A 25,544-nucleotide genomic window follows, 5' to 3' on the forward strand; every position below is an offset into this window, starting at 1 on the left:
CCGGTTCAATCAGCGACGAGGCGTGCGCCTCGGCGCATTTCTCAGCTCTGCTCTGTGGGATGACGTGCGCACGATGGCAACCTATTGCCCACGACAGCGCCATAGCGCCTTTCGAAATCGGCGGCGATATCAGAAATGGCGACCTCGCCGAGGCGCGCGAGCAGCAAGGCCTCGGCCTCATCGAGCGTTCGCTCCAGCGCCGCATTGACCGCCTGTTCCACCAGGCATTGCGGTTCGTCGGTTGCGACACCCATGGCGAAGAAGCCGGGGCTGCCGATGGTTCGATAGACGTCGAGGAGGGTGATATCGGAAAGTGGGCGCGACAACGTCCAGCCGCCGCCGTGGCCTTTCTCTGAAGACACGTAACCGGCGTCGCGAAGTCCGGCCATCGTCCGGCGCACGACGGCGGAGTTCGTGCCAAGCATCCTGGCGATCGTCTCGGATGTCATCGGGTCCGCATGCTTCTCCATGTGCAGCAACACATGCAGCAGTCGTGAGAGTCGTCCGTCCTGGCGCAATTGCAACCTTCCCTGTTTTGCATCTGATAGCATGGAAAGTGCGGGCCAGGGGAGCCCGCGGTTCGATTGTCGAGCGCGGGATTTCGGGGCAGCGATCGTCCGTCAGTCAAACATCAGCGACCGGTGGGTGGCGGCTCCGGCCATGGCGCCGTCGCCAACAGCCAGCGCGACCGATCCGGTCGGCCTTGCCGCATCACCGCAGGCGAAGACGCCGGGAACCGTCGTTGCCTTCATGGCATCGGTTCGGATGTAGCGTCCGAGCGGGCCGTCGTCGAAGATGCAGCCGAGCTGGTCGGCAAATGGCGCCGAGACCACCGTCCTGGTGGTGGTGAATATGCCGTCCATCGGCAATATCCGCCCATCCCGCATGACAACGTCGACGCGCTCACCGTCGAGCCTGTCGATCACCCCTCTCTCCACTGTGACATTGCGCCGTTGAAGCTGCTGCAGTTGGTCCGCATCGGGTTCGAATGCGCCGTTGAGAAAGAAGGTGGTTGGACCCCAGTCCGGCAGCATCAGTGCCTGATGCATCGAAAGCGGCGACGTCGCAAGCACGCCGACCCTGCCCTCGTCGAGTTCGTAGCCATGGCAATAGGGGCAGTGGAAGACGCTGCTGCCCCAGCGTTCGGCAAGGCCCGCAAGCTCCGGCAGGACATCGGTGACGCCGGTGGCGAGGACAAGCCGTTTTCCAACGGCGTCGGGGCCATGCCGCAGGGTGACCTTGAAGCCATCCTGCACGAGTTCGGTGTTTATAGCCTCGGTCTGCTGCCATTCGACCGTCCGGTATTCCATCAATTGTGAGCGGGCGTCGGCGGCGATCTGCGCCGGAGTGCTGCCATCCTGGGTCAGGAAGCCGTGCGACGTCCGGGCGAAACGGTTCCTGCGCAAGCCGATGTCGATAACCAGCACCTTGCGGCGCGCGCGGGCGAGTTGAAGGCCGGCGGAAAGGCCGGCGTAGCTGCCGCCAAGGATGATTGCATCGTAGGTCATATCGGGCCTCTTTTTACGGTTACGCACCTTCATATGTTACATGAATGAGCTCCGCAATATCATGAAACAATAAAAGTTTCGTGATTCGATTCGAATACGATGATGCCGACGCCGCCGATCGACCCCGGCCATGGGCACAGGTGCCAACCGACAGGCTTGTCAGCGGTCGGGCCAATGGACCCGCACCTAAAGTTGCTCCGTTGCTCTTTCCCGGCAGACAAAAATCCGCCCATTTGGTAGTCGAAGGCATCACATTGATGCGTGTTCGGCCTCGGTCCCCGGCCTCGGGGATTGGCACGCTTCCCGCCAAGGTCCCACGCGGGACGCCCCGATGAACGCCCGGATTTCCCATGCTTCGCAGTTTGTACAATTGGACGATGGACCTCGCTGGCCGGAAGTCAGCTGCCTGGTGGCTGGCCCTTGTCGCCTTCGTCGAAAGCTCCGTCTTCGTCGTTCCTGCCGACGTCCTGTTTCTGCCGATGGTGTTGGCAAAGCCGCATAGAGCCTATCGCTACGCTTTCCTTGCCACCCTTTTCTCGGTGCTTGGCGGCATCGCGGGCTGGTTCCTCGGACATTATGCCTTCGATGCGATCGCCCGTCCGATCCTGCAGTTCTACGGCAAGATCGATGCGTTCGAAGCGATGCGCTCGTCGGTCGATATGGAGGCGATCGTGCTCTTGCTGGTGACGTCAGGGCTGGCGCATGTTCCGCCGATGAAGGTCGTCACGATCCTGTCCGGGGCCGCCAATGTCAGCCTTGGCATGTTCATCGCATCGGCGGTGATCACACGTGGCGCGCGCTTCTTCATCCTCGCCGCGGTTCTTCGCCGGCACGGCGACCCCGTCCGGCATTTCATCGAGAAGCGGCTAGGTTTGATTGCCGCCGTCGGCGCCGCAGCGCTCATCCTGCTTTACGGCGTTTACGTTCTCGCGAAGTAAGAGCAGCAAACCGGAGCGCGGCCGGAAATCTGCGCACGGCAGGACAATCGCCATGACTGCAACCAGCGTCGGAGCCCCTTCCTCGGCTGCATGCGCAGTTGTATCGGGGAACGGAGACATGCCGTCGACGCCGGTTGCCGGCGTTTGATGCTTCTCGCAGTCTCGCCCCGCTCGTTGGCGCCCGGCATCTACCGCAAATTGATATCTTGCAAACCGGCGATGAGAGGTGGCCAAATGGGAGAAACCCAGGTCGCGCAGTTAAAGTCTCAGAGAGGCAAGTCTTCATGCGGCTTATCGTTGTCAACGACGTGTCGGAGGCCCTGGGCGGTGCGACCAAGGTTGCGCTCCAATGCGTTGAGGCGGGTGTTGCGGCGGGGCTCGACTGTGCCGTTCTGGTCGGTGACGACGGCGCAGGCATTCGTTCCCGATTCCCGGGCGTGCAGGTGGAAGCGCTGGGCGAGCGCCCCTTGCGCGACGGCGTCCATTTCACAAACCTGTTCGACAGGAATTTCAACGTTCGGGCCTATCGTGCCTTGCGCCGATTGCTCAAGACCGGGAACGACACGGTCGTTCATGTTCACGGCTGGTCGCAGATCCTGTCGCCCTCGATCTTTCACGCCCTTGCCCGCAGTGACGCCCAGGTGATCGTCACCGCGCATGATTTTTTCCTGACCTGTCCGAACGGCGCCTATGTTCACTATGGCAGGGGCGATATCTGCGGTGAAAAACCGCTGTCGGCCGGTTGCCTTGCCAGCGCCTGCGACAAGCGCAACTACCCCCACAAGCTGTGGCGCTTTGCCCGATCGATGACCCAGAGTGCCGCGGGCGCGGCCTTCTGGGCGCGTGTCGGCGTCATTCTGGCACATGAGGGCATGGAGTCATACCTAAGCGAGGGCCCCCTTCGAAACTTCCTGACATTGCGCACCCCGTCGACGCCGCTCACGCAATCCCCGGTCGAGGCCTGGAAAAACGAACGCGCCATGTTTCTTGGCCGCATGTCGGTGGAAAAGGGTGTTCGGACCCTCGCCGAGGCGCTCAACGCCACGGGCAAGGCGGCGACCTTGATCGGGCGAGGGCCGTTGCTCCAAGAGATACAGCGGGCTCTTCCGCACTGCCATGTTCCAGGCTGGCTCGATGACGACGAGGTTGCCGCCGTCGCATCCAGGGCGCGCTATTTCTTCATGCCGTCAAGGATGCCCGAACCCTATGGTCTGGTGGCTGCCGAGGCGCTGATGTCCGGCATACCGGTGATCGCCAGCAGCAATGCCCTAATTGCCACGGAGATCGAGGAGCATCAGGCCGGGCTGGTGTTCGAGAGCGGCAATGCGCGATCTCTCGCCGAGACAATGGCGCTGATGGAGAGCGACGGTCTGGTGCGGCACCTGAGCAGGGGGGCTTTCGCCTATGGCAAGAAGGTCGCGCCCTCGAGAGACGAATGGCGCCAGCGGATAATCGACATCTACTCGGGACGGCTCGAATTCGTGACGCATGACAAGCTGAAAGAGCTAATCGGGCGGCCCGCCCGACAGGAGTTCGAAATGGCCGGTCGGATCTGAAAGGGAGCAGGATGGCGCGCGCATTGGTGACCGGCGGAGCCGGATTTGTAGGACGCCATCTCTGCGGCCGATTGATATCGGAGGGCGTCGATGTCGTCTGCGTCGATTCACTTGCGCGCGGAACGGGGGCAATGCCCCCCGCCGATTGGCCGCACCCGCCAAAGGGCGGCTTCTCCCTCATCGAGGAGGACTGCCGCCGGTATTTCGATCGCACTGACGATCGTTTCGACATGGTGTTTCACCTGGCGGCAGTGGTCGGCGGCCGCGTCATGCTGGAAACCCAGACGCTTCTCGTCGCCGAGGACCTCGCGGTGGATACCGATATGTGGCGCTGGGCTGCGCGCACGCACCCGGGAGTTGTCATATATTTCAGCTCCAGCGCCGCCTATCCCGTGAGCCTGCAGCGCCCGGAAGGATATCGCAAACTCAGCGAAGACATGATCGGTTTCGAACATACGATCGGCGTTCCGGATCTGAGCTATGGCTGGGCGAAGCTCAGCGGCGAATATCTGATGAAGCTTTATGTCGAAAACTATGGTGGACGGGCGGTCGCCTATCGCCCGTTCAGCGGGTACGGCGAGGATCAGGACTTGAGCTATCCGTTTCCGGCGATCTGCAGACGTCTCATCGAAGAGCGCGGAGCGGAAGAGGTTTTCGTCTGGGGCTCCGGCCGGCAATGCCGTGACTTCATCCATATCTCGGACTGCGTCGACTTCGTCTGGAAGACCTTTTCCCGGCTGCAGAACGGTGCATGTCTCAACATCTCCACCGGCATCGCCACTTCCTTCATCGAACTCGCCCGGCTGGTCAGCCGGCGCATCGGTTGGGAGCCGAGAATAAGCGGCCGGTCGGACAAACCCGAGGGTGTGTTCTTCCGCTGCGGCGACACGACGCTGCAGGCGTCGTATGGCCTTGCGCCGCGCATCGATCTCGAGACCGGCGTGGCGCGGACGCTCGACCGACTGCGATCGAGCGTGCACTGAGGTACCGGCCGCCGCTGCCTTTCAATACCCCGATGCGGGCGCATTCGCTTCGGCTGGCGACGCAGAGACATATTCGGCAAAGCTCGCCCGCAGGCGGCTGGTCGCTCCCACAAGCAGACTGACATCGTTGCCGACTGCAACGAAGAGCGCGCCGAGTTCGAGGTAGCGTTTGGCGAGTGCGGTGTCCGAGGTCAGGATACCGGCAGCCTTGCCGTGCGACTGGATGCGTGCGAGCGCGGCCTCGACCGCCTCCTGCACTTCCGGCGCGCCCGGCTTGCCGAGGAAGCCCATGTCGGCTGCCAGATCCGCCGGGCCGATAAAGACGCCATCGACGCCTTCGGTCGAAGCAATGTCGTCAAGTGCCGCCAGCCCCGCACGGCTTTCCACCTGCAGCAGCAGGCAGATCTCAGCGTTGGCGGTCGGGAGATAATCCGCGATGCGGTTGAAGGCGGAGGCGCGCGCCAGTGCTGCACCGACGCCGCGCATACCGTGGGGCGGATAGCGCACGGCCCGGACCAGAGCGCGGGCCTGTTCACCGGACTCTACCATCGGCACCAGCAGCGTCTGCGCGCCGATATCGAGAAGCTGCTTGATCAGCCAGGGCTCGCCGATCGGCGGACGGATGATTGCGTGGCTGTTCGAACCGGAGAGCGCCTGCAACTGCGCCATCATCAGCGGCACGTCATTGGGGGCATGTTCGCCATCGATCAGCAGCCAGTCGAAGCCGGCGCCACCGCAGATTTCGGCAGTGTATGGATTGGCGAGCGCCAGCCAGAGACCGATCTGCGGTCGCCCTTCGGCAAGCGCAAGCTTGAACATATTGCGTGGAGCAGGCATGGGCGCACCCTATTCGAAGAAGCAGCTGACGGTTCCCTGCGGCCCGAAATCGGCGACGATGGTATCGCCATGGCGGGCCTCGACGGGGCGGATGAATGAGCCGGCAAGCACGATCTGCCCGGCATCGATGCGGTCGCCGTAGCCGGCAAGCCGGTTGGCGAGCCAGGCGATGCCGCGCGCCGGATGGTTGAGGACGCCGGCGCCAAGCCCGGTCTCTTCGACCTCGGCATTGCGCGAGACGATGGCGCCCATCCAGCGCATGTCGACATCCTGCGGCCGCATGGCGCGGCCGCCGATGACGATGCCGGCATTGGCGGCGTTGTCGGAAATCGTGTCGACGATGGTGCGGGTCTTCTTCGTTTCCGGATCGGCACGCAGGATGCGCGTGTCGAGGATTTCAAGCGCCGGCGTGACGTAGTCCGTGGCGTTCAGCACGTCGAAGACACTGACATTGGGGCCGGCCAGCGGCGCCTTCATGACGAAGGCGATCTCGGCTTCGATCCGCGGCTGGATGAAGCGATCCCCAGGGATCATCGCGCCGTCCTCGAACATCATGTCGTCGAACAGCACGCCGGAATCGGGAATATCGATGTTCAGCGCATATTGCATTGCCTTTGACGTAAGCCCGATCTTCCAGCCGATGACCCTGCGGCCACGGGCGATCTTCTGCTTCACCCAGGCCGCTTGCACCGCATAGGCGTCGTCCATGGTCATGCCTGGATGCTTCAGGGAAAACAGGCCGGTCTGGATGCGGCTCGTTTCCGCCTCATCGAGTGCCTTTGCGGCATCGGCGATTTCACTGGCGTTCAGCATGGCTCAGGCCTCGTCGGCAATCGGGTTGCGAAGCAGGCCGATGCAATCGGCCTCGACCTCGACGACGTCGCCGGGTTTCAGCCAGATCGGCGGGTCGAAGCGGGCGCCGGCCCCGGTCGGCGTTCCCGTCACGATCACGTCGCCGGGCACCAGCGTCGTGAAGGTCGAGACGTAGTTGATGATCTTGCGGAAGGAGAAGATCATCCGGCTGGTGCGGTCCTGCTGGCGGATTTCGCCGTTGACGCGGGTCTCGAGCTTGATATCGGCGATCTGCGCTTCGTCGGTGAAGGGAACCAGCCATGGCCCGATCGACCCGGTGCGGTCGAAGTTCTTGCCCTGGGTGACGTTGAACTTGGCGTGTCGCACCCAGTCGCGGATCGTGCCTTCGTTAGAGAGCGAAAGTGCTGCGATGTGGTCGAGCGCCGAGGCTTCGGGAATGCGTCGACCGCCCTTGCCGATGACGATGACGATCTCGCCCTCGTAGTCGAGCTGCGGGCTTTCGGGCGGGCGGATCAGCGGCTGATCGTGACCGGTGAAGGAACGCGGAAAACGGATGAACAGTGACGGGTTGGACGGCGCTGCCTGGCCATCGCGATACTCTTCGTTGCGGTCGGGGAAATTGACGCCAACGCAGATGATCTTTTCGGGCGCGGGGATCGGGATTTCGAAGCGGGTATCGGCCAGCGACAAATCCGGGATGAAGGCGGAGGACTCGTCCGCCAGTTTCGTGAGGGCGCCGTCGGCGATGACCTCGCGCAGCGTCGGCCATTTCGAGCCGTAGCGCCGAGATAGATCGATTATGCCGTGGTCGGTGACAAGACCATATCCCTTGCCGCCGGCCGCGGAAAAGGCGGCGAATTTCGCAAACGTCATTTCAATCCTCCGTCCCGTTCGGGTGATGCCGACGGGCAGACATGCTCGATCTCATTGAATGCTTCGGTGCTGTAATCCGGGATCGCGACCACTCGGTTTGCGTGCCGGATGCCGCCTGTCACAGGTTCGTCATCCTTGCAGCCACTTCGGTTATGACGTGGAAAGCGACATCGGCATCGTTTTCGGTCATGTCGAACTGGCCGGCCTGGAAGCGGATGGCGACGTGGCCGTCGACCCGTGTCTGGGTCAGGTAGATCCGGCCATCGTCGTTGATGGCATTGACCAGCGCGATGTTGTGGGCGTCGCTATCGGTGCCGCCGCGATGGCGGAACGAGAACAGCGAGAAGCGCGGAGCCGTGACGATTTCGAAGTTGTCGTGCGCACCAAGGCGCTCGGAAAGGCGCTTCGCCCAGGCGACATGGTTGCGGATCATCGTCTTCAAACCGTCTAGCCCGTGGAAGCGCAACAGGAACCACAGTTTCAGGGCGCGGAAGCGCCGGCCGAGCGGGATGGTCCATTCGGAATAGTTGATGATGCCGTCGCGGCCGTGGGTCTTCAGATATTCCGGCTGGATCGCCAGCGTGCGGACGAGATCATCAGGATTGCGGATGAAATGGGCGGAGCAGTCGAACTGGGCGCCCAGCCATTTGTGCGGGTTGAAGACGACCGAATCCGCCTCTTCGACGCCGGTCCACAGCGGCCGGAATTCCTCGCAGATCATCGCCGATCCCGCCCATGCCGCGTCGACATGGACATAGAGGCCATGCTTGTGGGCGACACGCACGACTTCGGCGATATCATCGCAGGCGCCGGTGCTCGTGCCGCCGGTGCAGGCGATGACGCCGGCCGGCAGAAGACCTGCGGCCCTATCCCTCAGAATTGCCGCTTCGAGTGCTTGGCAATCCATGGACTGCAGCGGCCCTGCTGCGGGGATGCGCACGAGGTTTTCCTCGCCGATGCCCGACACCCAGATCGCCCTGTCAATCGAGGTGTGGACCTGGTCCGAGGAGTAGATGCGCAACGGCGCGTGGGCGCTGAGGCCCTGTTTGTTGCCCTTCCAGTTCAAGGCGCGCTCGCGCATGACGAGCACGGCGGAGAGCGTGGCAGAAGAGGCCGAATCCTGGATGACGCCGGAAAAGCCGTCGGGAAGGCCGATCGCCTGGCGCAACCAGTCGAGAACCCTGGTTTCAAGCTCGGTGGCAGCGGGGGAGGTCTGCCATAGCATGCATTGCGCGGCCATCGCCGTCACCAGATATTCGGCGATCACGGAAACGGGGGCGGCGTTGGCCGGGAAATAGGCGAAGAAGCGCGGGTGCTGCCAATGGGTCATGCCCGGCAGAATGATGTTTTCGAAATCCTCGAAAATCGCCGCCATGTCCTCGCCGGTCTGGGGTGGCTTCCTTGGGATCTGGGCGGCGATCACGCCGGGCGCCGTCTGGGCGCGAACGGGCCTGTCGCGCAACGATGCGCGATAGGCCGATCCCCATTCCGCCGCCTTCTGCGACCATTCTCCAAAAGTCTTCTCGTCCATTCCGTTCCTCCCCTTGCACCCATGGGTGCCGGTCGTCCTGTGCCGGCATGCAGCCTTTCATGCCGAGATTTACGGCGCGATGATAGGTTGCGCCTTCAACACTGACTCGACTGTCTCGGCGCCTGCAAATGGGCTGCCTTCCTCGAACCAGGAGCGTGGCGCCGGGGCGCCCCACAGGGTCTGGCGCTGCGGGTCCTTGAGATCCCATTTGATCGGCTCGAGATCGGGATCGACCGTCTGGTAATCCGAGCAATAGATCTCGATGCGGTGGTTGTCGGGATCGCGGACATAGAGGAAGAAGGCATTGGAAATGCCGTGGCGGCCGGGACCGCGCTCGATATTGGCGAGCCATCCGGAGGTCGACATCAGGTCGAGCAGGTCGATGATGTTGAGCGGCGTCGGTACCCAGAAGGCAGTATGATGCAGACGTGGGCCGCGACCATTGGTAAAGGCGATGTCGTGCACGCCGCCCTTGCGGTGGGTCCAGGCGGCCCAGAGCCGGCCGGTCTCTTCGTCAGCCGTGTACTCGGTAACCCGGAAGCCGATCTCGTTATAGAAGGCGACGGCGTCGTCGACATTGGGCGAGAAGCAGTTGAAATGGTCGATGCGCAGCGGCTTCACACCGCGATAGAGCGCGTATTTCTGATGGATCGGCGGCAGGCGGTCCATCTTCGAATAGAATTCCAATGGAATGCCCTGCGGATCGCGGGTGCGGAACGTGCGCGACTGATAGGGGCGCTCGATCCATTCGACCGGCAGCGCCTTCTGCTTGAAGAAATGCGCGGCCTTGTCGAGGTCCTCGTCGCCGAAGACCTTGAAGCCGAGATCGCGGGCCTCGGCAGTCGCTGCCTTCTTCAGCACGATGCAGTGATGGCCGCGTTCTTCCATGGCGCGCAGGTAGATCGTGTCCGCGGTCTCGTCAGTCACCTGCAGGCCCAGCACGTCGACATAGAAGGCGCGCGATTTGGCGAGATCGGTAACGGCGAGTTCGACATGGCTCAGCCGCACGATGTTAAAGGGCGGATGAAGGTTCGGTTTCGGTAAGGGCATTCTGTTTCCTCCAGTTTGGCGGCGCGGTTCGTGTCTCGCGCTCAGCCGCCGAGCTTGGCGATCGCATGCGCCGAACTGGCAAACGCGATGTTCTTGGTTTCCATGTAAAAATCGAAGGACCAGTCGCCACCGTCGCGGCCGATGCCGGAACTTTTGACGCCGCCGAAGGGCGCCGGCAGATGACGGACATTCTCCGAATTGACCCAGATCATCCCGGCTTCGAGGTGATCGGTGAAGCGGAAGGCGCGCGTGAGGTCGGAGGTCCAGAGATAGCCGGTGAGCCCGTATTGAACGTCGTTGGCCAGCGCCAGCGCCTCGGCCTCATCCTTGAACGGGATCGCGGTCAGGACCGGCCCGAAGATTTCCTCCTGCGCGATCCGCATGGAATTGCTGGCGCCGGTAAAGAGCGTCGGCTGGACGTAACAGCCGCCACCAGGACCTTCGAATCTTGCGCCGCCGGCGGCAACCGTCGCACCTTCCTTCTGGCCGATGCCGATATAGTCGAGCACCTTCTTTTCATGCTCCGGGTGGATCAGCGGGCCGACGACGGTTTCCGGATCGAGCGGATGACCGATCCTGATGCGCTTGGCCTTTTCGGCAACCAGCGTAGTGAAGCGATCGTAGATGCTGCCTTCGACCAACAGGCGCGAAGAGGAGGTGCAGCGTTCGCCGTTCAGCGAATAGATCATGAAGACCGCAGCGTCGGCCGCGCGCTCCAGATCGGCGTCGGCAAAGACGATGACCGGGTTCTTGCCGCCGAGTTCGAAATGCACCCGCTTCAGCGTGTCGGCGCCCTGTTTCATGATCAGCGAGCCCGTCCGGCTTTCGCCGACGAAGCCGATCGCCTTGATGGCGGGATGCTCGGTCAGTGCCTTGCCTGCGTCCTCGCCGAAGCCGTTGACGAGGTTCCAGACTCCCTTGGGAAGGCCCGCTTCCTCGGCGATCTCGACGAGCAGGCGCGCCGTCAGCGGCGAGAATTCGGCCGGCTTATGGACGATGGTACAGCCGGCGGAGAGCGCCGGCGCGATCTTCCACGTCGACAGCATGAACGGCGTGTTCCACGGCGTGATGATGCCGACCGGGCCGATCGGCACGCGCGTGGTCATGTTGATCTGGTTATCGCCGCGAAGCACCTTGCCGTCGCGGGCCTCGGGGGCGCGATCGGCGAAGAAGCGAAAATTCTCCGCTCCGCGCAGAGCGGCCTTGGCCATGAACTTGAGCGACTGTCCGGTGTCCATGCATTCGACGAAGGCGATCTCTTCGGCGCGCGCGACGATGGCGTCGGCGATCTTGTGCAGAAGTTTTTTGCGTGCGTCGCCCGGCATGGCGGCCCAGGCCGGGAAAGCCTCTTTGGCCGCGCGCGCGGCGCGGTCGATATCGGTTGCCTTGCCGCGCGAGACCGTGGCAAGCGGCTTGAGGTCGACGGGAGAAGTCGTCTCGAAGCTGTCGCCGTCCAACGCCGGTACGGCTTGCCCGTTGATGTGGTTCAAGACCCCATGCGTGCGGAAGCGGGCGAGATAGGCTTCCGCCCTTGCGATGTTCTCATCGAGTCTGGACATGTCATTCTCCAATCGTGGTGCGCTGCCGCTCGTGCGGGCGCAGAAACGTCGTGCCGACTTCTGTCGGTGTCAGTTGCCCTTCTGACGAAGGCGTGGGTGGATCGCGTTCTTCTTCCAGCTGAGGTCCGGATCGATCTCGCGGATCTCCAGGCTGAGGGCGAAATGGGGCGTGTCGAAAAGGCTGGCGAGCTCTTGTGTGACAGCGTCGAAGATGACCGCCCCGGTCGCCTGCTTTTCGGCGTCCGAGCGGCCGCGGCCAATGCGGAACGACATGTCGATGAAGCTGTTCTGCGGCAAGAGATCGGCAATGGCATAATGGGCGCTGCGGACGGTACGGACGCGCACGGCGCCGATTTCGAAAAGGCCGGTGTCGAGGATGGTCTTGTGGATCGTGCGGCACAGGCGGTCGAAGTCGACGCGCTCGTCGAGATTGGCGGAGTGTTCGATCGTGAAGTGCGGCATTTTTGTCCCCGGTACCCATCGGCTCATTAATTAACACGTTAACAATATGGCGGCCGGTGTCAAGCGGCATTCCTCGTTGTCGAGCCATCGTCGACAATTGCGAAAAGGCGAAAAATCGCCCATAGATCGGGCATGAGCCGTGCGAAAACCCCCACCGAACTTGGGCCGGACGCCCTTCTTCCCCACAATACGCGTCGGTCGCTGCCGATCGCGCTCCTGCGCGCGCGCGAAGCGGTGATGGGGCATTTCCGGCCGATGCTGGCACGTCACGAAATCACCGAGCAGCAATGGCGCGTCATCAGGATCCTTGCCGAATCCGGCAAGGTCGATGCCTCCGAGATGGCCGACAAGGCCTTCATTCTGGCGCCGAGCCTGACGCGCATCATCCGGTCGCTTGAGGAGCGCGGGCTGATCACCAAGCACAAGGACGCCGATGACGGGCGCCGGGTGCTTCTCGAGATCGCGCCCGCCGGCATGCGGGTCATCGCCGACGTCGGCCCGGAGAGCCGGGCGATCTACGACCAGCTCGAGGCACGTTACGGCCACGAGCGCGTCGAGGTGCTGCTCGACATGCTGGACGAGCTCGCAACGCTCGGCGACTGAGCGGGAGCCTGCAAACCTCATGCGGGGACCGGTAGCGTTCGCGCAAAGAGCAGGGTTTCGTCCGCGTAGCGACGCAGGCGCGCTTCGGCGCCAGGAAGCTCCGGCCGCGCGGCAAACCAGCCGATGTAAGTGAGGCTGCGAAGCGTCATGAAAAGTGGCAGGGCCGAAAGTGCGGCATCGGGCAACGGACGCCTGCTTCTGTACCCCTCGATCAACGACCTTTCGATCGACGGGTAGGCCGGCTCGTTGCGGTTCTTGAGAAGCGCGGTCGCGATATCGAACAGGCGAAAGCCGAAACCCGCATCGTCGAAGTCGATGAACGCCACGCCGTCGTCACGAACCAGCACGTTCTCGCGCACGAGGTCGGCATGGATCAGGCCGTAGTCGAGCGCGGCCGCCGGCACGTTTTCCAGACTGCTCCGAAGGCGATGACGCAGAATGCCGAGGCCACGCCTCTGTTCGGCCGACAGGCCCTCGCAGTCCCAGAAGCGACCCCAGACCGGGCTTTCGCCAAGAAGGCCTTCGGCGTCCCAGGCGGCACGTTTGAAGCCGACAGGCATCGACCAGCGATCGGCAAGATTGTGCATGTCGGCCATCATGGCGCCAAGCGCATGAAAGATGGCGACCTGCCGTTCGCCGCTATGGGCGAACGGAACACCGCTTTCACCAAGCGGCGCACCATGCATCCAGCTGACGATATCGGCATGCTGGCCCGCGAAATCGTCGGTCGCGTCGAGACGCACCAGAAGGCGGCCTTGCGGTGCCGCGATCGCGCTCGGCACCGCAAGGCCGCTGTCGCGCAGCGCTGTCATCCACTGCAGTTCCGAGCGCAGCGCGGACTCGTCATGATAACCCGGACGATGCAGTCGAAGCACTGCCGGCTCGCCATCGGCGAGCGTGATCCGGAAGACGGCGTTCTCGCGATATTTCAGCAACATCGGCTTCGCGTTCTCAAGTCCCCAATGGGCGACGGCTTCTCGTGCGCGGGCTGCGAGTGCTTCCAGGAGACGTTGCGGCAGATGCTCGGCCATGGTCTGCTCACAAGCCCGAGAGAACGTCGTCGAGGGTCGACAGCATCAGGTCGGCGTTCTCCCGGGAGAACGGCATGGGCGGACGGATCTTCGTCGCGCATTGGTGAATGCCGAGCTTGCCCATCAGCACGCCGCGCTCGCGCATGTCGTTGATAACCTTGGTGGCAAGATCGGCAGCCTGCGCCTTCCGGTCCCGGTCGAGCACAAGCTCTGCCCCGAAAAACAATCCGCTGCCGCGCACGTCGCCGATGATGTCGTGCTTGTCCCTGAGCCTGTCGATGCCTGCCTTGGCATAGGCGCCGACCTCGCGGGCGTTGTCGACCAGCTTTTCCTCGTCGATGACGTCGAGCACGGCCATCGCTGCGGCGCAGGAGACCGGATTGCCGCCGAAGGTGTTGAAGTAGCGGAAGGCCTTGCGAAAGGCGTTCAGTGTCTCGCTGCCGGCAACGACACCGCCGATCGGATGGCCGTTGCCCATCGGCTTACCCAAGGTGACGATATCGGGAACGATGCCGGCCTTCTGGTGGCCCCACATGTGCTCGCCCGTGCGGCCGAAGCCGGGTTGGACCTCGTCGGCGATCACCACGCCACCGGCCTTCCGCACGACCGCAACGGTTGCGTCGAGGAAGCCCTGGGGCAAATCGGGAAAACCTTCATTGGCGAAGAACGGGTCGATGATCAGCGTGGAAAAGCCAAACGGGCTTTCCTGCAGCTCGGCGATCGCCCCTTCCACCTCGGCCGCAAACGCGATCGAAAAGGCCTCGCCGGGAACGCCGCCGAGCGGCCGATAGCTGTCGGGTGCCGGCACGTGCCGCACATGGCCGCCAAACCCGCCGACCGGCGGCATCCGGGTAGAAAGCTGGGAAACGGCGGCGGTGTTGCCGTGATAGGTGTGATCGGTTGCGATCACCCCCGTCTTGCCGGTGACCGCCTGAGCCATCCGCAGCGCAATGTCGTTGGCCTCGCTGCCGGTGCAGGTCAGGATAGCCGTGTCGAGGCTATGGTCAAACGTCGCCGTCAGCCGCTCGACATAGTCGAGAATACCTTCATGCAGGTAGCGCGTGTGGGTGTTCAGCGTTGACGCCTGCCGGGCGATCGCCTCGACCACGCGCGGATGGCAGTGGCCGACATGCGGCACATTGTTGTAGCAGTCGAGATAGCGTCTGCCGTCGGCGTCCCAGAGCCAGACGCCTTCCCCCCGCACGATATGCACCGGGTCGCTGTAAAACAGCGACATGTTCTTGCCGAGCAGCCGTTCGCGGCGTGCCAGCAGCGCTGCGGTGTCGCTCATGTTATTTGCCCTCGGCAGCGCTCAGGCCCGAATCCAGGGCCGAAAGAATGCGCGAGACATCCTCGGCGGCGATGACGAGTGGCGGTGACAGGATCACGTTCGGGCCGGATGTGCGGACCATGACGCCTGCCTCATAGGCAACATCCTGGACCTTCTGCACCACGTCCTTCGCAGCGGGCGACTTCTTCTCGCGATCCGATACAAGCTCAAGCGCGCACATCAGGCCCTTGCCGCGCACATCGCCGACGAGCTCGTGACTCGCTTTTAGTGCCTGTAGGCCCGCCATCAGCTCCTCGCCGCGCGCGCCGGCATTGGCCGCGACATCGAGGCGTTTCGTTTCCTTGAGCGTGGCAAGGGCCGCGGCAGCGCCGACCGGATGACCGGAATAGGTGTAGCCATGGCCGATCGAGCCGGCAGCCGTCCTGTTGGTTTCGAAAGCCTCGGCGACCTTGTCCGAGATCATCACCGCGCCGAAGGGGTAATAGCCGTTGGTGATCGCCTTGGCGGTCGACATCAGATCCGGCTTGACGCCCCAGAGGCGCGAACCGGTCCAGGCGCCGGTGCGGCCGAAGGCGGTGATCACCTCGTCGGCAATCAGCAGAATGCCGTGGCGGTCGCAGATCTCGCGCATCAGCGGCATGAAGGTTTCGTGCGGTACGATCACGCCCCCGGCACCAAGAACCGGCTCCATGATCAACGCAGCGATGGTGTCGGCGCCCTGGAAGGCGATCTCGTCTTCGAAGAGGCGGGCAATACCCTGGGCGATTTCGGCGCCGTCCGTCGTCGCGAACGGGTTGCGGTAGGTGTAGGGGGCGGGCAGGTGAAAGACGCCCGGCAGCAGCGGCTCATAGTTGCGGCGGAAATTGGCGTTGCCGTTGACCGAGGCGCCGCCGAAATGCGTGCCGTGATACCCCTTCTTCAGTGCGACGAATTTCGTGCGTTCCGGCTGGCCGTTGAGCTTGTGGTACTGGCGGGCGAGACGAAGGCAGGTCTCGACCGAATCCGATCCGCCCGAGGTGAAGAACGAGCGACTGAGGCCATCCTCCTTGAACCATTCGGCAAGTTCGTAGGAAAGCTCGATGAGCGGCGAATTGGTGGTGCCGCGGAAGGTTGAGTAATAGGGCAGGTCGTCGAGTTGATCGCGGATCGCCTTCTTCACCGGCTCGCAGGAATAGCCGATATTGACATTCCACAGGCCGCCGACCGCATCGAGAACCTTCTTGCCGTGGATGTCGACGATCTCCACGCCTTCGCCGGCATTGATGATGCGCGGCGGCGTCGCGTGCATTTCGGCGGGGTGCGCCATCGGATGCCACAGGTGGCGGGCATTGTTCTCGATGAGGAAGTTGGTTTCGCGCATGTCTTGCTCCTGGTCAGTTCAAATGCCGAGCATCCGGAGGGCTCTGGCGTAGCTTTCTGCGGGTCTGATGACATCGAAATGCACGTTGGGCAGAGACACTGCCTCGGCGCCCTCGATGTTCTTCTTCTGGTCGTCGACGAAGACGCAGGCCTCCCGCGGCAGGTCGAGTTCGGAAAGCACGACTTCGTAGGCCTGCGGATCCGGCTTCAATATTCCGGTGTAGGTGGCATCGACGATAACGTCGAAAAGCTCGATGAGCGGGAAGCGTTTGCGAAACTCCACGCCGTAGAAGAGGTCGAGTTCGTTGGAAAGAATGGCGAGCCTGATGCCGGCATCTTTTGCCCGCAGGATCGCATCGCGCGCTTCCGGGCGCAGCACCAGTTCCGGTTCGGCGCCGCGGGCGCGCTGGACGAAGGTCTTCATATCCGTCCAGTCCTCGCCGACGAGGTGCCCGACCTCGCGGGTGCGCTTCGTCCAATAGTCGCGCTCGGTAATCTCACGCTTTTGCATCGACACCCAGAGCGGATCGGAAGCCGTGTCGAACGGTCCCCGCCAGGTCAGGCTGCCTGGGGCAAGGCCGAGCGCGCGCTCGGTGACGTCGTGGGTTTCGAACAGCGTGCGGGTGACGACTCCGCCGAAGTCGAGGATGAGGGCGCGATCCGTCACGGGCGGCCTCCCGGGATGATGCCACGTGCGATCCAATCGTCGAAGATGGCGAGCGCCTTTGCCGAAAACTCCGGTGCGTTGATGTGGCTGTCGATCTCGTGAAGGTGGACCGACGCCGGTACGGCGCGGCGCATCTCGTCGATGAAGGCGTCGAGCGCCTCCGGTTCGTGCAGCGGCTCTTCCGGCTTGTCCCATTCCTGAATGCCCTTGAGCGGCAGGATGAAGGCAACTTCGGCGCTGGTATCGGCGAGCTTGCCGCCGATGATGCGGGCGATCTCGCGCCGCCCTTCCGGCGATGTCGTCACCGAACCGAGCAGCCGGTTGTGAGCGTGATAGGGCCGGTCGGCGAAGGCCGCGGGCAGTGCCTGCCATGCGGGCAGGTCCACCATGTCGATCGCTCCCGGTGCTACAAGCTGCGGAATTCCGGCGCGCCCGGCATTTTCCAGCCGGTCGGGCCCGGAGGTGACGACCGTGCCGTGGTGATGGTTGCTGACCTCCTGAATGCAGAAGTCGAAGACGGCGGTAAAGCCGTTCTGTGCAGCGATTGCCTCGAAGGCACGGCCACCCATTCCGGTCGCGTGAAACACCGCGACGTCATAGCCCCGTCGTTCCAGTTCGGGCTTCAGGTACTTCATGTATTTGAGGCAGCTCGACCCGAGCGAGGTCATGCCGATCAGCGGCCGCTCCTTGTCCGGCTTGGTGCCGAAACGGGCCGCTCCGACCACGGCGCCGCAGGCCTGCGACAGCACCGATCGGCAGATGCCGTTGAGGCCGTATAGCCCGCCCGCCCAAAGGATCATCATCAGATCAGGCGCGATGCGCTCCGGCGGCAGCAGGTGCGAATAGGCGATGGTCGAGACGACGAATTTCGGCACGCCGAGCGGCAGGGCTGCCGCGACATCGAGTGCCAGATCGGTGCCCATCGAACCGCCGAGGATGATGACGCCATCGGCCTGCCCTGCGTCATGGAGGGTGCGGGCAATAGTTGCGGCCCCTTTGGCCATCAGCGCCATCGCGCTGTTTTCGTCGCCGCTTGCGGCAATCGCTACGATCGACGTGCCGGCCGCCTCGGCGATATCGTGACGCGAATACTCCGGCGCATAGGGCGGATCACCAAGGATGCTGACGTCCATCATGACAGGCAAGCCGCCGGCTTCGCGGATGACCGACGCCATGAATTGTAGCTCTTCGCATTTCGTGTCTCCCGTTCCTACGACGAGGATATTGGGTAGACGGTTCATCGCATTCATCAGCCGGCCCTCCTTGCCAGCGGATTGGCAGTCGCTTGCTCCAACCCAAAGAATTTCTCAGAAATGCGTTTGGCGATCGCCGCCGTTGCCGGACCGAGTTCAGCGATCGTCTCCGCATTGGCGCGCACCTGCGGTGCCGCGACGGCGATCGCGCCGATCGGCACGCTGTTCGGCGCGCGGATGGGGGCGGCGACGCTGATGACGCCGCTCTCAAGCCCCTGCTGGCTGATCGAATAGCCGCGGTGCGCCGTCTCCGTGAGCAGACGGCGAAGCTCGGTCCTCGAGGTGATCGTGTGCTCGGTGAATGCTTCGAGCGGCATGGACAGCGCATCTTCGACCTGCTTTGCGGGGCAGAAGGCGAGGAAGGCGTGGCCGGACGCCGTTGCATGGAACGGCAGTGCGCTTCCGACATCGACGATGACCCGATGCGCGCGCGGTGAATCTTCCACGTGAACAGTCGAGAGCCGGCCGGCGACGAATTCCGAGAGATGCACGGTCTCGCCTGATGTGCTGGCAAGCTCCTTTACGAACGGAATGGCGACACTGAGAAAGGGGAACCGTGCCTCCCGGATGTGAGCAAGCCGGACCGGCGCGCCGCCGATGCGATAGCGTTTGGTGTCCGGATCCTGTTCGACGAAGCCATGCCTTTCAAGCTCGACGAGAAAGCGTCGCGCCGTCGCCTTGTCGAGCGCGCAATGCCTGGCGATGTCGCTCAAGCCCACTTCCTTGTCCAGCCGCGAGATCGCGTCCAACAGGGTCAGTGCCTTACCGATGGTGCTCATCCAGTCCTCCGTCGCCGAGCGCCGCTGCCAGTAGTGATCCCGATGCCCGTTCCCTTGATTTCCAGGCGGTTTGACCACCCGTATCGCGTTTTATCCGGCCGAGATACTTAACATGCGAAATAACTTGACAGGTCGCCGTGCCATTTGCAAGTCTATATTTGAAGCAACGGTTTGAATATTGAACCGACTACTGCGCGCGACCAAGAACAAAAAGCAACGTGGCCGGCAGCAGCTTCGCGGAGGATGCCTTTGGAGAGATGGACCTGAGGCAAAAGGCAAATATTGCCAAGAAAAGGGGAGCTAAGAAGCTATGGACAATCAATCGTCGCCCGCAACCGGCGCGAACCAGTTGCGCAAGAACGCGCTTGGGGTCGGCGCCGTTACGTTTCTCGTGGTATCGGCCGCAGCGCCGCTGACGGCCGTTGCCGGCGGCGTGCCGCTGGCAATGCTGCTCGGCAACGGCGCCGGCATTCCCGGCACGTTTCTGCTGGTCACGCTGATCCTGTTGATGTTCTCGATCGGCTATGTCGCCATGGCGCGGCATATCCGCAACGCCGGCGCCTTCTACGCCTATACAGCGCAGGGGCTGGGCGGGTTGATGGGTGGTGCCGCGGCGATGATTGCCATCCTTGCCTATAACGCCATGCAGATCGGTGTCTTCGGCCTGTTCGGCGCGGCAACCGCGGGGCTTTTTGCCGGGCTCGGTATCGACCTGCCCTGGTGGGTCTGGACCTTTATCGGCATCGCGATCGTCGGCGTTCTCGGTTATCGCCGCGTCGACCTGTCGGCCAAGGTGCTGACCGTGCTCGTCATTCTCGAATATCTCGTGGTGCTGGTCATCGACGTGGCGATCATCGCCAAGGGTGGCGACAGCGGCCTGACGATGACCTCCTTCACGCCTTCGGCTCTGATGTCCGGTTCTCCCTCGATCGGCATCCTGTTCTGCTTTGCGGCCTTCATCGGCTTTGAAGCGACGACGATCTACAGCGAGGAAGCCCGCGATCCGCATAGAACCGTGCCGCGCGCGACCTATATTTCCGCGCTGATCATCGGCGTTTTCTACATGCTGACATCCTGGCTGATGGTGAATGCGGCGGGTGCCGACAAGCTGGTGCCGGAACTGCAGGGGCTTGCCGATCCGACGACCTTCCTCTTCGGCCTGGCGGAGCGTTATGCCGGCGGCTGGTTGCCGCCGATCATGAACGTGCTTTTCGTCACCAGCCTGTTTGCCGGCGTGCTGGCGTTCCACAACGGCGTCGCCCGGTATCTCTATGTCGCCGGCCGCGAGCGCCTGCTGCCGGCCTCGATCGGCGTCACTCATCCCGTCTATCATAGCCCGCATGCCGGCTCGGTCATTCAGACGATCACTGCCACCCTCGTCGTTGCGCTGTTTGCGGCAACAGGACAGGATCCGGTGCTGGCGCTGTTCTCCTGGCTGACCAATGTCGGCACGCTTGCCGTCATGGTGCTGATGGCGTTTACCGCCTTTGCCATCGTCGCCTTCTTCAATCGCAATCCGGGACTGGAATCGAACACGCTCGTGACAAAGATCATCCCGGTCATCACCGGCGTCATCCTGATTGCGGTGATCATTGCCATTGCCGTCAACTTCGGCGACCTCGCCGGCGCCACCGGTCTGCTCGCCGTCTTCCTGCCGGGACTCGTGGTGATTGCCGGCGTCATCGGCCTTGCGTTGGCGGCAATGCTCAAATCGGGCCGTCCGCTGGAGTTCGCGCGGCTTGGCGCCGGCCAGGAGATCTGATCCGATAGGGGTGGCCGAGAAATCGGCCGCCCCTCCGCCTGACAAATGGAACGGGGAACATGCAGGAAAAAATCGACCAGTTGCGCCGCAATGTGGTGCCGCCGCAAAAACTCTTCATCGGCGGCAATTGGCGTGAGGCCCGGTCCGGCAGGACGCTCGATGTCATCTCGCCGATCGACGGGACGCGGCTGACGACCATCGCCGATGCCGGCGTTGACGACGTTGATGTCGCTGCGTCTGCAGCCCGGGCGGCCTTCGAGACAGGCAAGTGGTCGAAGGCGGCGCCGGCGGAGCGCAAGAAAGTGCTTCTGCGCGTGGCCGAACTCATCGAGAAGAACGCTCTCGAGCTTGCGGTTCTCGGCGTGCGCGACAATGGTACGGAGATTTCGATGGCGCTGAAGGCGGAGCCGGGCAGCGCCGCCGGCACCTTCCGCTACTATGCCGAGGCGATCGACAAGATCTATGGCGAGATCGCGCCGACCGCAGGCAACGTGCTCGGCCTTGTGCATCGCGAGTCGGTCGGCATCGTCGCCGCCATCGTTCCCTGGAATTTTCCGCTGATGATCGGCGCCTGGAAGATCGCACCGGCGCTTGCCGCCGGAAACTCGGTCATCCTGAAGCCGGCCGAGGGCGCATCGCTGACCCTGTTGCGGCTGGCCGAACTCTGTGCCGAGGCCGGGCTGCCCGAGGGCGTGCTGAACGTCGTGACGGGGAGGGGCGCCATGACAGGCGAGGCGATCGGTCTCCATGCGGATATCGACGTGCTCGCCTTCACCGGTTCGGGCGGCGTCGGGCGTCGGCTGCTGGAATATTCGGCGCGCTCCAACCTCAAACGCGTCTATCTGGAACTGGGTGGCAAGTCGCCCAACATCGTCTTTGCCGATGCGCCGGATTTGGACCAGGCGGCCAAGGTGTCTGCCTATGGCATCTTCCGCAACTCCGGCCAGGTCTGCGTCGCCGGCTCGCGCCTGCTGGTCGAGCGGTCCATCCACGAAGCATTCGCCGAGAAGGTTGCCGCGATCGCGGCAAACATAAAGGTGGGCGATCCTCTGTTGCTGTCGGCGGAAGCCGGCGCGATCTCCAGCCAAATCCAGCTCGAAAAAAACCTCGGCTTCGTCGAGCAGGCAGTCAACGAAGGCGCGCGGCTGAGGGCCGGCGGCAAGCGCATCCTCGAAGACACCGGTGGCTTCTACATGCAGCCGACGATCTTCGACGTCGAGCCCGACATGAGCCTCGCCAAAGAAGAAGTCTTCGGCCCGATCCTCTCGATCATCCCCTTCGAAGATGAGGCCGATGCGCTGGGCATCGCCAATGGAACCGTATACGGGCTTGCATCGGCGGTCTGGACCGCGAACCTCTCGCGGGCGCATCGCATGGTGCGCTCCATCCGGGCCGGCGTCGTGCACGTCAACACCTATGGTGGCGCCGACAACACGGTGCCGCTTGGCGGGGTGAAGCAATCGGGCAATGGTCACGACAAGTCCCTGCATGCGCTCGACAAATACACCGACCTGAAGACCGCCTGGATCCAGCTCTGACGGCAACGAACTGCCGTCGTCAAAACGAAACGGGCCGGGGTGCAACCCCGGCCCGTTTCGTCTCCGTCGATCCCTACCCGCCGAAGCTTCCGAGCTGCGTCGGCACGTGTACGTAGTTGCGGTCGAAGTAGAGAAGTGCGTTGCCGTCGCTGCGCGATCGGATGGCGACGACCCGGCCGACCAGGATGTGGTGGGTGCCGAGCAATCTCGCTTCCGCCAGCTCGCAATCGAGCGAGACGATCGCATCCTTCACGGCGAGACTTCCCGATTTCATTTCCACCCAGTCTGCGGCGGCGTAGCGCGCCGCCATGTCCTGCGTCGCGCCGGCGAAATGCCCGGCAAGCTCGGTGTGGTCGTGGCTGAGCACGTTGACGCAGAAGCGGCGGTTGTCGATGAACAGGCCGCATTGCCTCGAGTTGCGGTTCATGCAGACCAGCAGGCTCGGCGGGTCGTCGGTGACCGAGCACATTGCCGTCGCCGTAAACCCGCCGCGCCCGGCGGGTCCGTTGGTGGTGACGACATTGACGGGCGCGCAGACCCGCGCCATCGCGTTGCGGAATTCAGTCTTGGAGACAACCGTTTCCATGGCGATCGCCTCATTCGGCCGCATTGCGGATCGGCGCTTCGGCGCCAAGCGGCGGCAGCCAGGTGTCGCCAGTCCATCCCTGCTCGTCATAGTCGCTCATGCAGGTGTCGACGAGCGCTTCCATTTCCTTCAGGCGTCCACCGCGCTCGGCGCCCTTCAGCACCTGCAGCCGGACTTCTTCCGGGGCGCCGGCATAGTTGAGTTCATAGAGCGCATGGCGTCCACCGAACTCGGTGCCGGTCGCGTCCCAGAGCAGCTTCATGATCTTGATGCGCTCGATATGGCCCATGTCGTTGGAGCCGCGGACATATTGCGCGAGGTAACGGTCGATCTCGCCATTGCCGAAATCCCTGGCCGACGACGGCAGGTAGATCAGGCCGGAGGCGACGACCCGGCGAATGGTGTCGATCACCCGGGGATAGGCTTCCGACATGAAGGTCCGGTAGGAGAGCGCGGCCTCGAGATTGGGCAGAACCGCCCCATCCGCCCAGGGGGTCGGGTTGTAGGCCATGGCATTGGAGAAACTCCAGAACATGTGCCGGAGCGCGATGACTTCGCCAAGCGCTGCCTGGTTGCCGCGAAAGGCGTCGCCGCCGGTTGCCCGGAGCGCCTTGGCCAGCAGGCCGGCGAGGAAGTCGAGTTTTACGGCGAAGCGGGTGCAGCCCTGAAAGCAGTAGCCGTGCATGAAGCCCGATGCCGGATGAAACGACAGGATCTTCGCAGCATCGCGCAGCACCAGCACGTCTTCCCAGGGCACAAAGACATTGTCGAGCACCAGGATGGCATCGTTTTCGTCGAACCGCGACGACAGGGGGTAGTCGAAGGGGTGCCCGACGGTATTGGCCGTCTGCTCGTAGGAAACGCGGCAGAACATCTTGATGCCCGGCGCATTCATTGGGACGATGAACATGACGGAGAGTGACGGATCCTCGGTGACCGTCGCCGAGCTTTGCGCCAGGAAATTGTAGTGCGTCAGCGCCGACGAGGTCGCCACCACCTTGGCGCCGGAGACATAGATGCCGGCATCCGTTTCCCTGGTGATATGAACGAAGACGTCCTTGATCGCATCGGCCGGTTTGTGCCGGTCGATGGGCGGATTGACGATCGCGTGGTTCATGAACAAAGCCGCTTCCTGGGCGCGTTTGTGCCAGGCGAGCGCATTGTCCTTGAAGGGGCCGTACCATGATGCGTTGGCGCCAAGCGTGTTCATCAGCGCGGCCTTGTAGTCGGCCGTCCGTCCCATCCAGCCGTAGGACATGCGCGCCCATTCGGCGATGGCGCCTTGCTGGGCCGCGAGGTCGGCCGACGATCGGGCGACGCGGAAGTATTTGTGCGTGTAGCCGCCGGAACCGGTGTCGGTGGGGGCGGTCAGGATATCCCTCTTGGCCGGATCGTGCAGCGCATCATAGAGCCTTGCCAGCGATCGCGCCGAATTGCGCATGGCGGGATGCGCGGTCACATCGTGGATGCGCTCGCCGTTGATATAGACCTCGCGACCGTCACGCAGGCTTTCGAGATATTCCGCCCCGGTAAACGGGCGCGCCTTGTCGGCGCGAAAGTCCTCAGCTCTCATGGTTCTCCTCCTTGAGTTTCGTCAAGACTAGGCATTGATTGTCGAGGCTGCCATGGACAGAATGACAAAATGACTTGCACTTTTTCGGGTGGTTCATGGCCGACGGCATTCCAAGCTTCTTTGTCTACGGAGAACCGGAACAGCAGCTCGAACCCGGGTTCTTTCACGTCGAGACGGTGATGGCTCGGCGTGGGCTGCATCAAGGGCAGGTCAAGGCCCACAAGCATGATCAACTTGCCCAGGTGACCTATTGGTTCCGCGGTCGTGGAACATATTTCATCGAAGACAAGGTATTGGACTTTTCCGCGCCTGCCGTCAGCTTTGTCCCGAGCGGCATCGTGCACGGCTTCTCCGTCGAGCCACAGGAAAGCGACGCCATCGTCATTTCGATTGCCGACGGCCTGATGTTGTCTGTGACGGACCAGACGGTCCTGGCGCTCGATGCACCGATCATGGTCGCGGGCACCAGTAACGACAGGCAATGGCAGCGCCTGTCCCAGTTGATGGATATGATTGCGGACGAGTATGCCGTCGCGGCCTTCGGCACCCAGTCGATGATGGCGTCGCTCGCATCGGCGATCCTGACACAGATCGCCCGCCTTGCCTCGCTTGCGCCGTTACTATCGCGGTCGCCCGATGTTCTGCTCGCAACGCAGCTGCGGCGACTGGTCGACGCGCATTTTCGCGAGAACTGGAGCGTCGCGCGCTACACGGATGCCCTTGCGACCACGCCGCATCTGCTTGCCAAGGCCAGCAATGCGGCATTCGGAATGCCGGTGAAGGAACTGATCAACGAGCGCCGGTTGCTCGAAGCCAAGCGCCTGCTGCTCTTCACCGTTCGGTCGCTCGAGGATGTCGCCTACGAGATCGGCCTCAGGGATGCCGCCTATTTCTCGCGGTTCTTCCGATTGCGCACCGGCCTGGCACCGAGCGACTGGCGCCGGCTGAAGCTGGCAGAGGCGATTGTCCCATCCTGAATACGCCTTTGGCCT

The 25,544-nt window shown here is 63.1% G+C and carries 24 protein-coding genes; 7 read left to right on the forward strand and 17 right to left on the reverse strand.

The genetic code is table 11. From position 1 onward, the window contains the following. Positions 1-41 precede the first annotated feature (41 nt). Positions 42-518 (reverse strand): Rrf2 family transcriptional regulator, encoded by a 477-nt coding sequence (locus BC363_RS17445; protein WP_065783521.1) that lies wholly within the window; start codon positions 516-518, stop codon positions 42-44. A 102-nt stretch (positions 519-620) separates the two neighbouring features. Then, the gene (locus BC363_RS17450) at positions 621-1,508 is read right to left on the reverse strand and encodes an NAD(P)/FAD-dependent oxidoreductase (protein ID WP_065783520.1); all 888 of its coding nucleotides are present in this window, start codon (positions 1,506-1,508) and stop codon (positions 621-623) included. A 350-nt stretch (positions 1,509-1,858) separates the two neighbouring features. Between BC363_RS17450 and BC363_RS17455 the strand changes: the two genes are divergently transcribed. The 3 genes from BC363_RS17455 to BC363_RS17465 all read left to right on the forward strand — a co-directional run bounded on the left by BC363_RS17455 (position 1,859) and on the right by BC363_RS17465 (position 4,985). Next, positions 1,859-2,446 carry a YqaA family protein gene (locus BC363_RS17455; RefSeq protein WP_065783519.1) on the forward strand — a complete coding sequence of 196 codons (588 nt, stop codon included), beginning with the start codon at positions 1,859-1,861 and terminating at the stop codon, positions 2,444-2,446. 284 nt (positions 2,447-2,730) lie between these two features. Continuing rightward, complete coding sequence (locus BC363_RS17460) at positions 2,731-4,002, forward strand: glycosyltransferase (protein WP_065783518.1); 1,272 nt, start codon at positions 2,731-2,733, stop codon at positions 4,000-4,002. An 11-nt stretch (positions 4,003-4,013) separates the two neighbouring features. After that, positions 4,014-4,985: an NAD-dependent epimerase/dehydratase family protein gene (locus BC363_RS17465; protein WP_065783517.1), complete on the forward strand. Its 972-nt coding sequence runs from the start codon at positions 4,014-4,016 to the stop codon at positions 4,983-4,985. A gap of 21 nt (positions 4,986-5,006) precedes the next feature. Here the strand turns inward: BC363_RS17465 and hpaI are convergent, their stop codons facing one another. The 7 genes from hpaI to BC363_RS17500 form a co-directional block, all read right to left on the reverse strand. Further along, on the reverse strand, positions 5,007-5,822 hold the full coding sequence (hpaI, locus tag BC363_RS17470; RefSeq protein ID WP_065783516.1) for a 4-hydroxy-2-oxoheptanedioate aldolase: 816 nt from the start codon (positions 5,820-5,822) through the stop codon (positions 5,007-5,009). A 9-nt stretch (positions 5,823-5,831) separates the two neighbouring features. After that, complete coding sequence (gene hpaH / locus BC363_RS17475) at positions 5,832-6,635, reverse strand: 2-oxo-hept-4-ene-1,7-dioate hydratase (RefSeq protein ID WP_065783515.1); 804 nt, start codon at positions 6,633-6,635, stop codon at positions 5,832-5,834. A 3-nt stretch (positions 6,636-6,638) separates the two neighbouring features. After that, positions 6,639-7,508 (reverse strand): fumarylacetoacetate hydrolase family protein, encoded by an 870-nt coding sequence (locus BC363_RS17480; RefSeq protein ID WP_065783514.1) that lies wholly within the window; start codon positions 7,506-7,508, stop codon positions 6,639-6,641. 118 nt (positions 7,509-7,626) lie between these two features. After that, on the reverse strand, positions 7,627-9,039 hold the full coding sequence (locus tag BC363_RS17485) for a pyridoxal-dependent decarboxylase (RefSeq protein ID WP_065783513.1): 1,413 nt from the start codon (positions 9,037-9,039) through the stop codon (positions 7,627-7,629). Positions 9,040-9,108: 69 nt separating this feature from the next. Continuing rightward, entirely contained in the window at positions 9,109-10,089 is a 981-nt protein-coding gene (gene hpaD / locus BC363_RS17490; protein ID WP_065783512.1) for a 3,4-dihydroxyphenylacetate 2,3-dioxygenase, read from the reverse strand. A gap of 41 nt (positions 10,090-10,130) precedes the next feature. Further along, the gene (gene hpaE, locus BC363_RS17495; protein WP_065783511.1) at positions 10,131-11,648 is read right to left on the reverse strand and encodes a 5-carboxymethyl-2-hydroxymuconate semialdehyde dehydrogenase; all 1,518 of its coding nucleotides are present in this window, start codon (positions 11,646-11,648) and stop codon (positions 10,131-10,133) included. Positions 11,649-11,717: 69 nt separating this feature from the next. Beyond that, positions 11,718-12,110 carry a 5-carboxymethyl-2-hydroxymuconate Delta-isomerase gene (locus BC363_RS17500; RefSeq protein ID WP_065783510.1) on the reverse strand — a complete coding sequence of 131 codons (393 nt, stop codon included), beginning with the start codon at positions 12,108-12,110 and terminating at the stop codon, positions 11,718-11,720. A 132-nt stretch (positions 12,111-12,242) separates the two neighbouring features. Here BC363_RS17500 and hpaR point away from each other — a divergent pair, with 132 nt between their 5' ends. After that, complete coding sequence (hpaR, locus tag BC363_RS17505) at positions 12,243-12,713, forward strand: homoprotocatechuate degradation operon regulator HpaR (RefSeq protein ID WP_065783509.1); 471 nt, start codon at positions 12,243-12,245, stop codon at positions 12,711-12,713. Between the two features lie 17 nt (positions 12,714-12,730). On the opposite strand, the gene BC363_RS17510 is transcribed toward hpaR, so the two are convergent. From BC363_RS17510 to BC363_RS17535, 6 genes are read right to left on the reverse strand one after another with little or no spacing between them, the layout of a single operon-like run. Next, on the reverse strand, positions 12,731-13,744 hold the full coding sequence (locus BC363_RS17510) for a phosphotransferase (protein WP_065783508.1): 1,014 nt from the start codon (positions 13,742-13,744) through the stop codon (positions 12,731-12,733). Positions 13,745-13,751: 7 nt separating this feature from the next. After that, positions 13,752-15,035, reverse strand: coding sequence for an aspartate aminotransferase family protein (locus BC363_RS17515; RefSeq protein WP_065783507.1), 1,284 nt, complete (start codon positions 15,033-15,035; stop codon positions 13,752-13,754). Position 15,036: 1 nt separating this feature from the next. Next, positions 15,037-16,395 carry an aspartate aminotransferase family protein gene (locus BC363_RS17520; RefSeq protein ID WP_065783506.1) on the reverse strand — a complete coding sequence of 453 codons (1,359 nt, stop codon included), beginning with the start codon at positions 16,393-16,395 and terminating at the stop codon, positions 15,037-15,039. Between the two features lie 18 nt (positions 16,396-16,413). Beyond that, positions 16,414-17,061 (reverse strand): HAD-IA family hydrolase, encoded by a 648-nt coding sequence (locus BC363_RS17525; RefSeq protein ID WP_065783505.1) that lies wholly within the window; start codon positions 17,059-17,061, stop codon positions 16,414-16,416. Further along, positions 17,058-18,311, reverse strand: a complete 1,254-nt coding sequence (locus tag BC363_RS17530) for a Tm-1-like ATP-binding domain-containing protein (RefSeq protein ID WP_065783504.1) — start codon at positions 18,309-18,311, stop codon at positions 17,058-17,060. Before BC363_RS17530 ends, BC363_RS17525 begins: the two co-directional genes overlap by 4 nt. Further along, complete coding sequence (locus BC363_RS17535; RefSeq protein WP_065783503.1) at positions 18,311-19,093, reverse strand: IclR family transcriptional regulator; 783 nt, start codon at positions 19,091-19,093, stop codon at positions 18,311-18,313. The genes BC363_RS17530 and BC363_RS17535 overlap by 1 nt, the downstream gene beginning before the upstream one ends. A gap of 310 nt (positions 19,094-19,403) precedes the next feature. On the opposite strand from BC363_RS17535, the gene BC363_RS17540 reads away from it, so the two are divergent. Both BC363_RS17540 and BC363_RS17545 read left to right on the forward strand, forming a co-directional pair. Beyond that, complete coding sequence (locus tag BC363_RS17540; RefSeq protein ID WP_065783502.1) at positions 19,404-20,855, forward strand: APC family permease; 1,452 nt, start codon at positions 19,404-19,406, stop codon at positions 20,853-20,855. A 59-nt stretch (positions 20,856-20,914) separates the two neighbouring features. Further along, positions 20,915-22,393 (forward strand): aldehyde dehydrogenase, encoded by a 1,479-nt coding sequence (locus BC363_RS17545; protein WP_065783501.1) that lies wholly within the window; start codon positions 20,915-20,917, stop codon positions 22,391-22,393. A gap of 73 nt (positions 22,394-22,466) precedes the next feature. Here the strand turns inward: BC363_RS17545 and BC363_RS17550 are convergent, their stop codons facing one another. Together BC363_RS17550 and BC363_RS17555 are read right to left on the reverse strand one after the other, a co-directional pair. Continuing rightward, entirely contained in the window at positions 22,467-22,979 is a 513-nt protein-coding gene (locus tag BC363_RS17550) for a flavin reductase (protein WP_065783546.1), read from the reverse strand. A gap of 10 nt (positions 22,980-22,989) precedes the next feature. Beyond that, complete coding sequence (locus tag BC363_RS17555) at positions 22,990-24,552, reverse strand: 4-hydroxyphenylacetate 3-hydroxylase N-terminal domain-containing protein (RefSeq protein ID WP_065783500.1); 1,563 nt, start codon at positions 24,550-24,552, stop codon at positions 22,990-22,992. Positions 24,553-24,647: 95 nt separating this feature from the next. Between BC363_RS17555 and BC363_RS17560 the strand changes: the two genes are divergently transcribed. Beyond that, complete coding sequence (locus BC363_RS17560) at positions 24,648-25,529, forward strand: helix-turn-helix domain-containing protein (RefSeq protein ID WP_065783499.1); 882 nt, start codon at positions 24,648-24,650, stop codon at positions 25,527-25,529. Positions 25,530-25,544: the final 15 nt, after the last annotated feature.

It is taken from the genome of Ensifer sp. LC384 (genome assembly GCF_001695865.1).
Taxonomy (GTDB): Bacteria; Pseudomonadota; Alphaproteobacteria; order Rhizobiales; family Rhizobiaceae; genus Ensifer.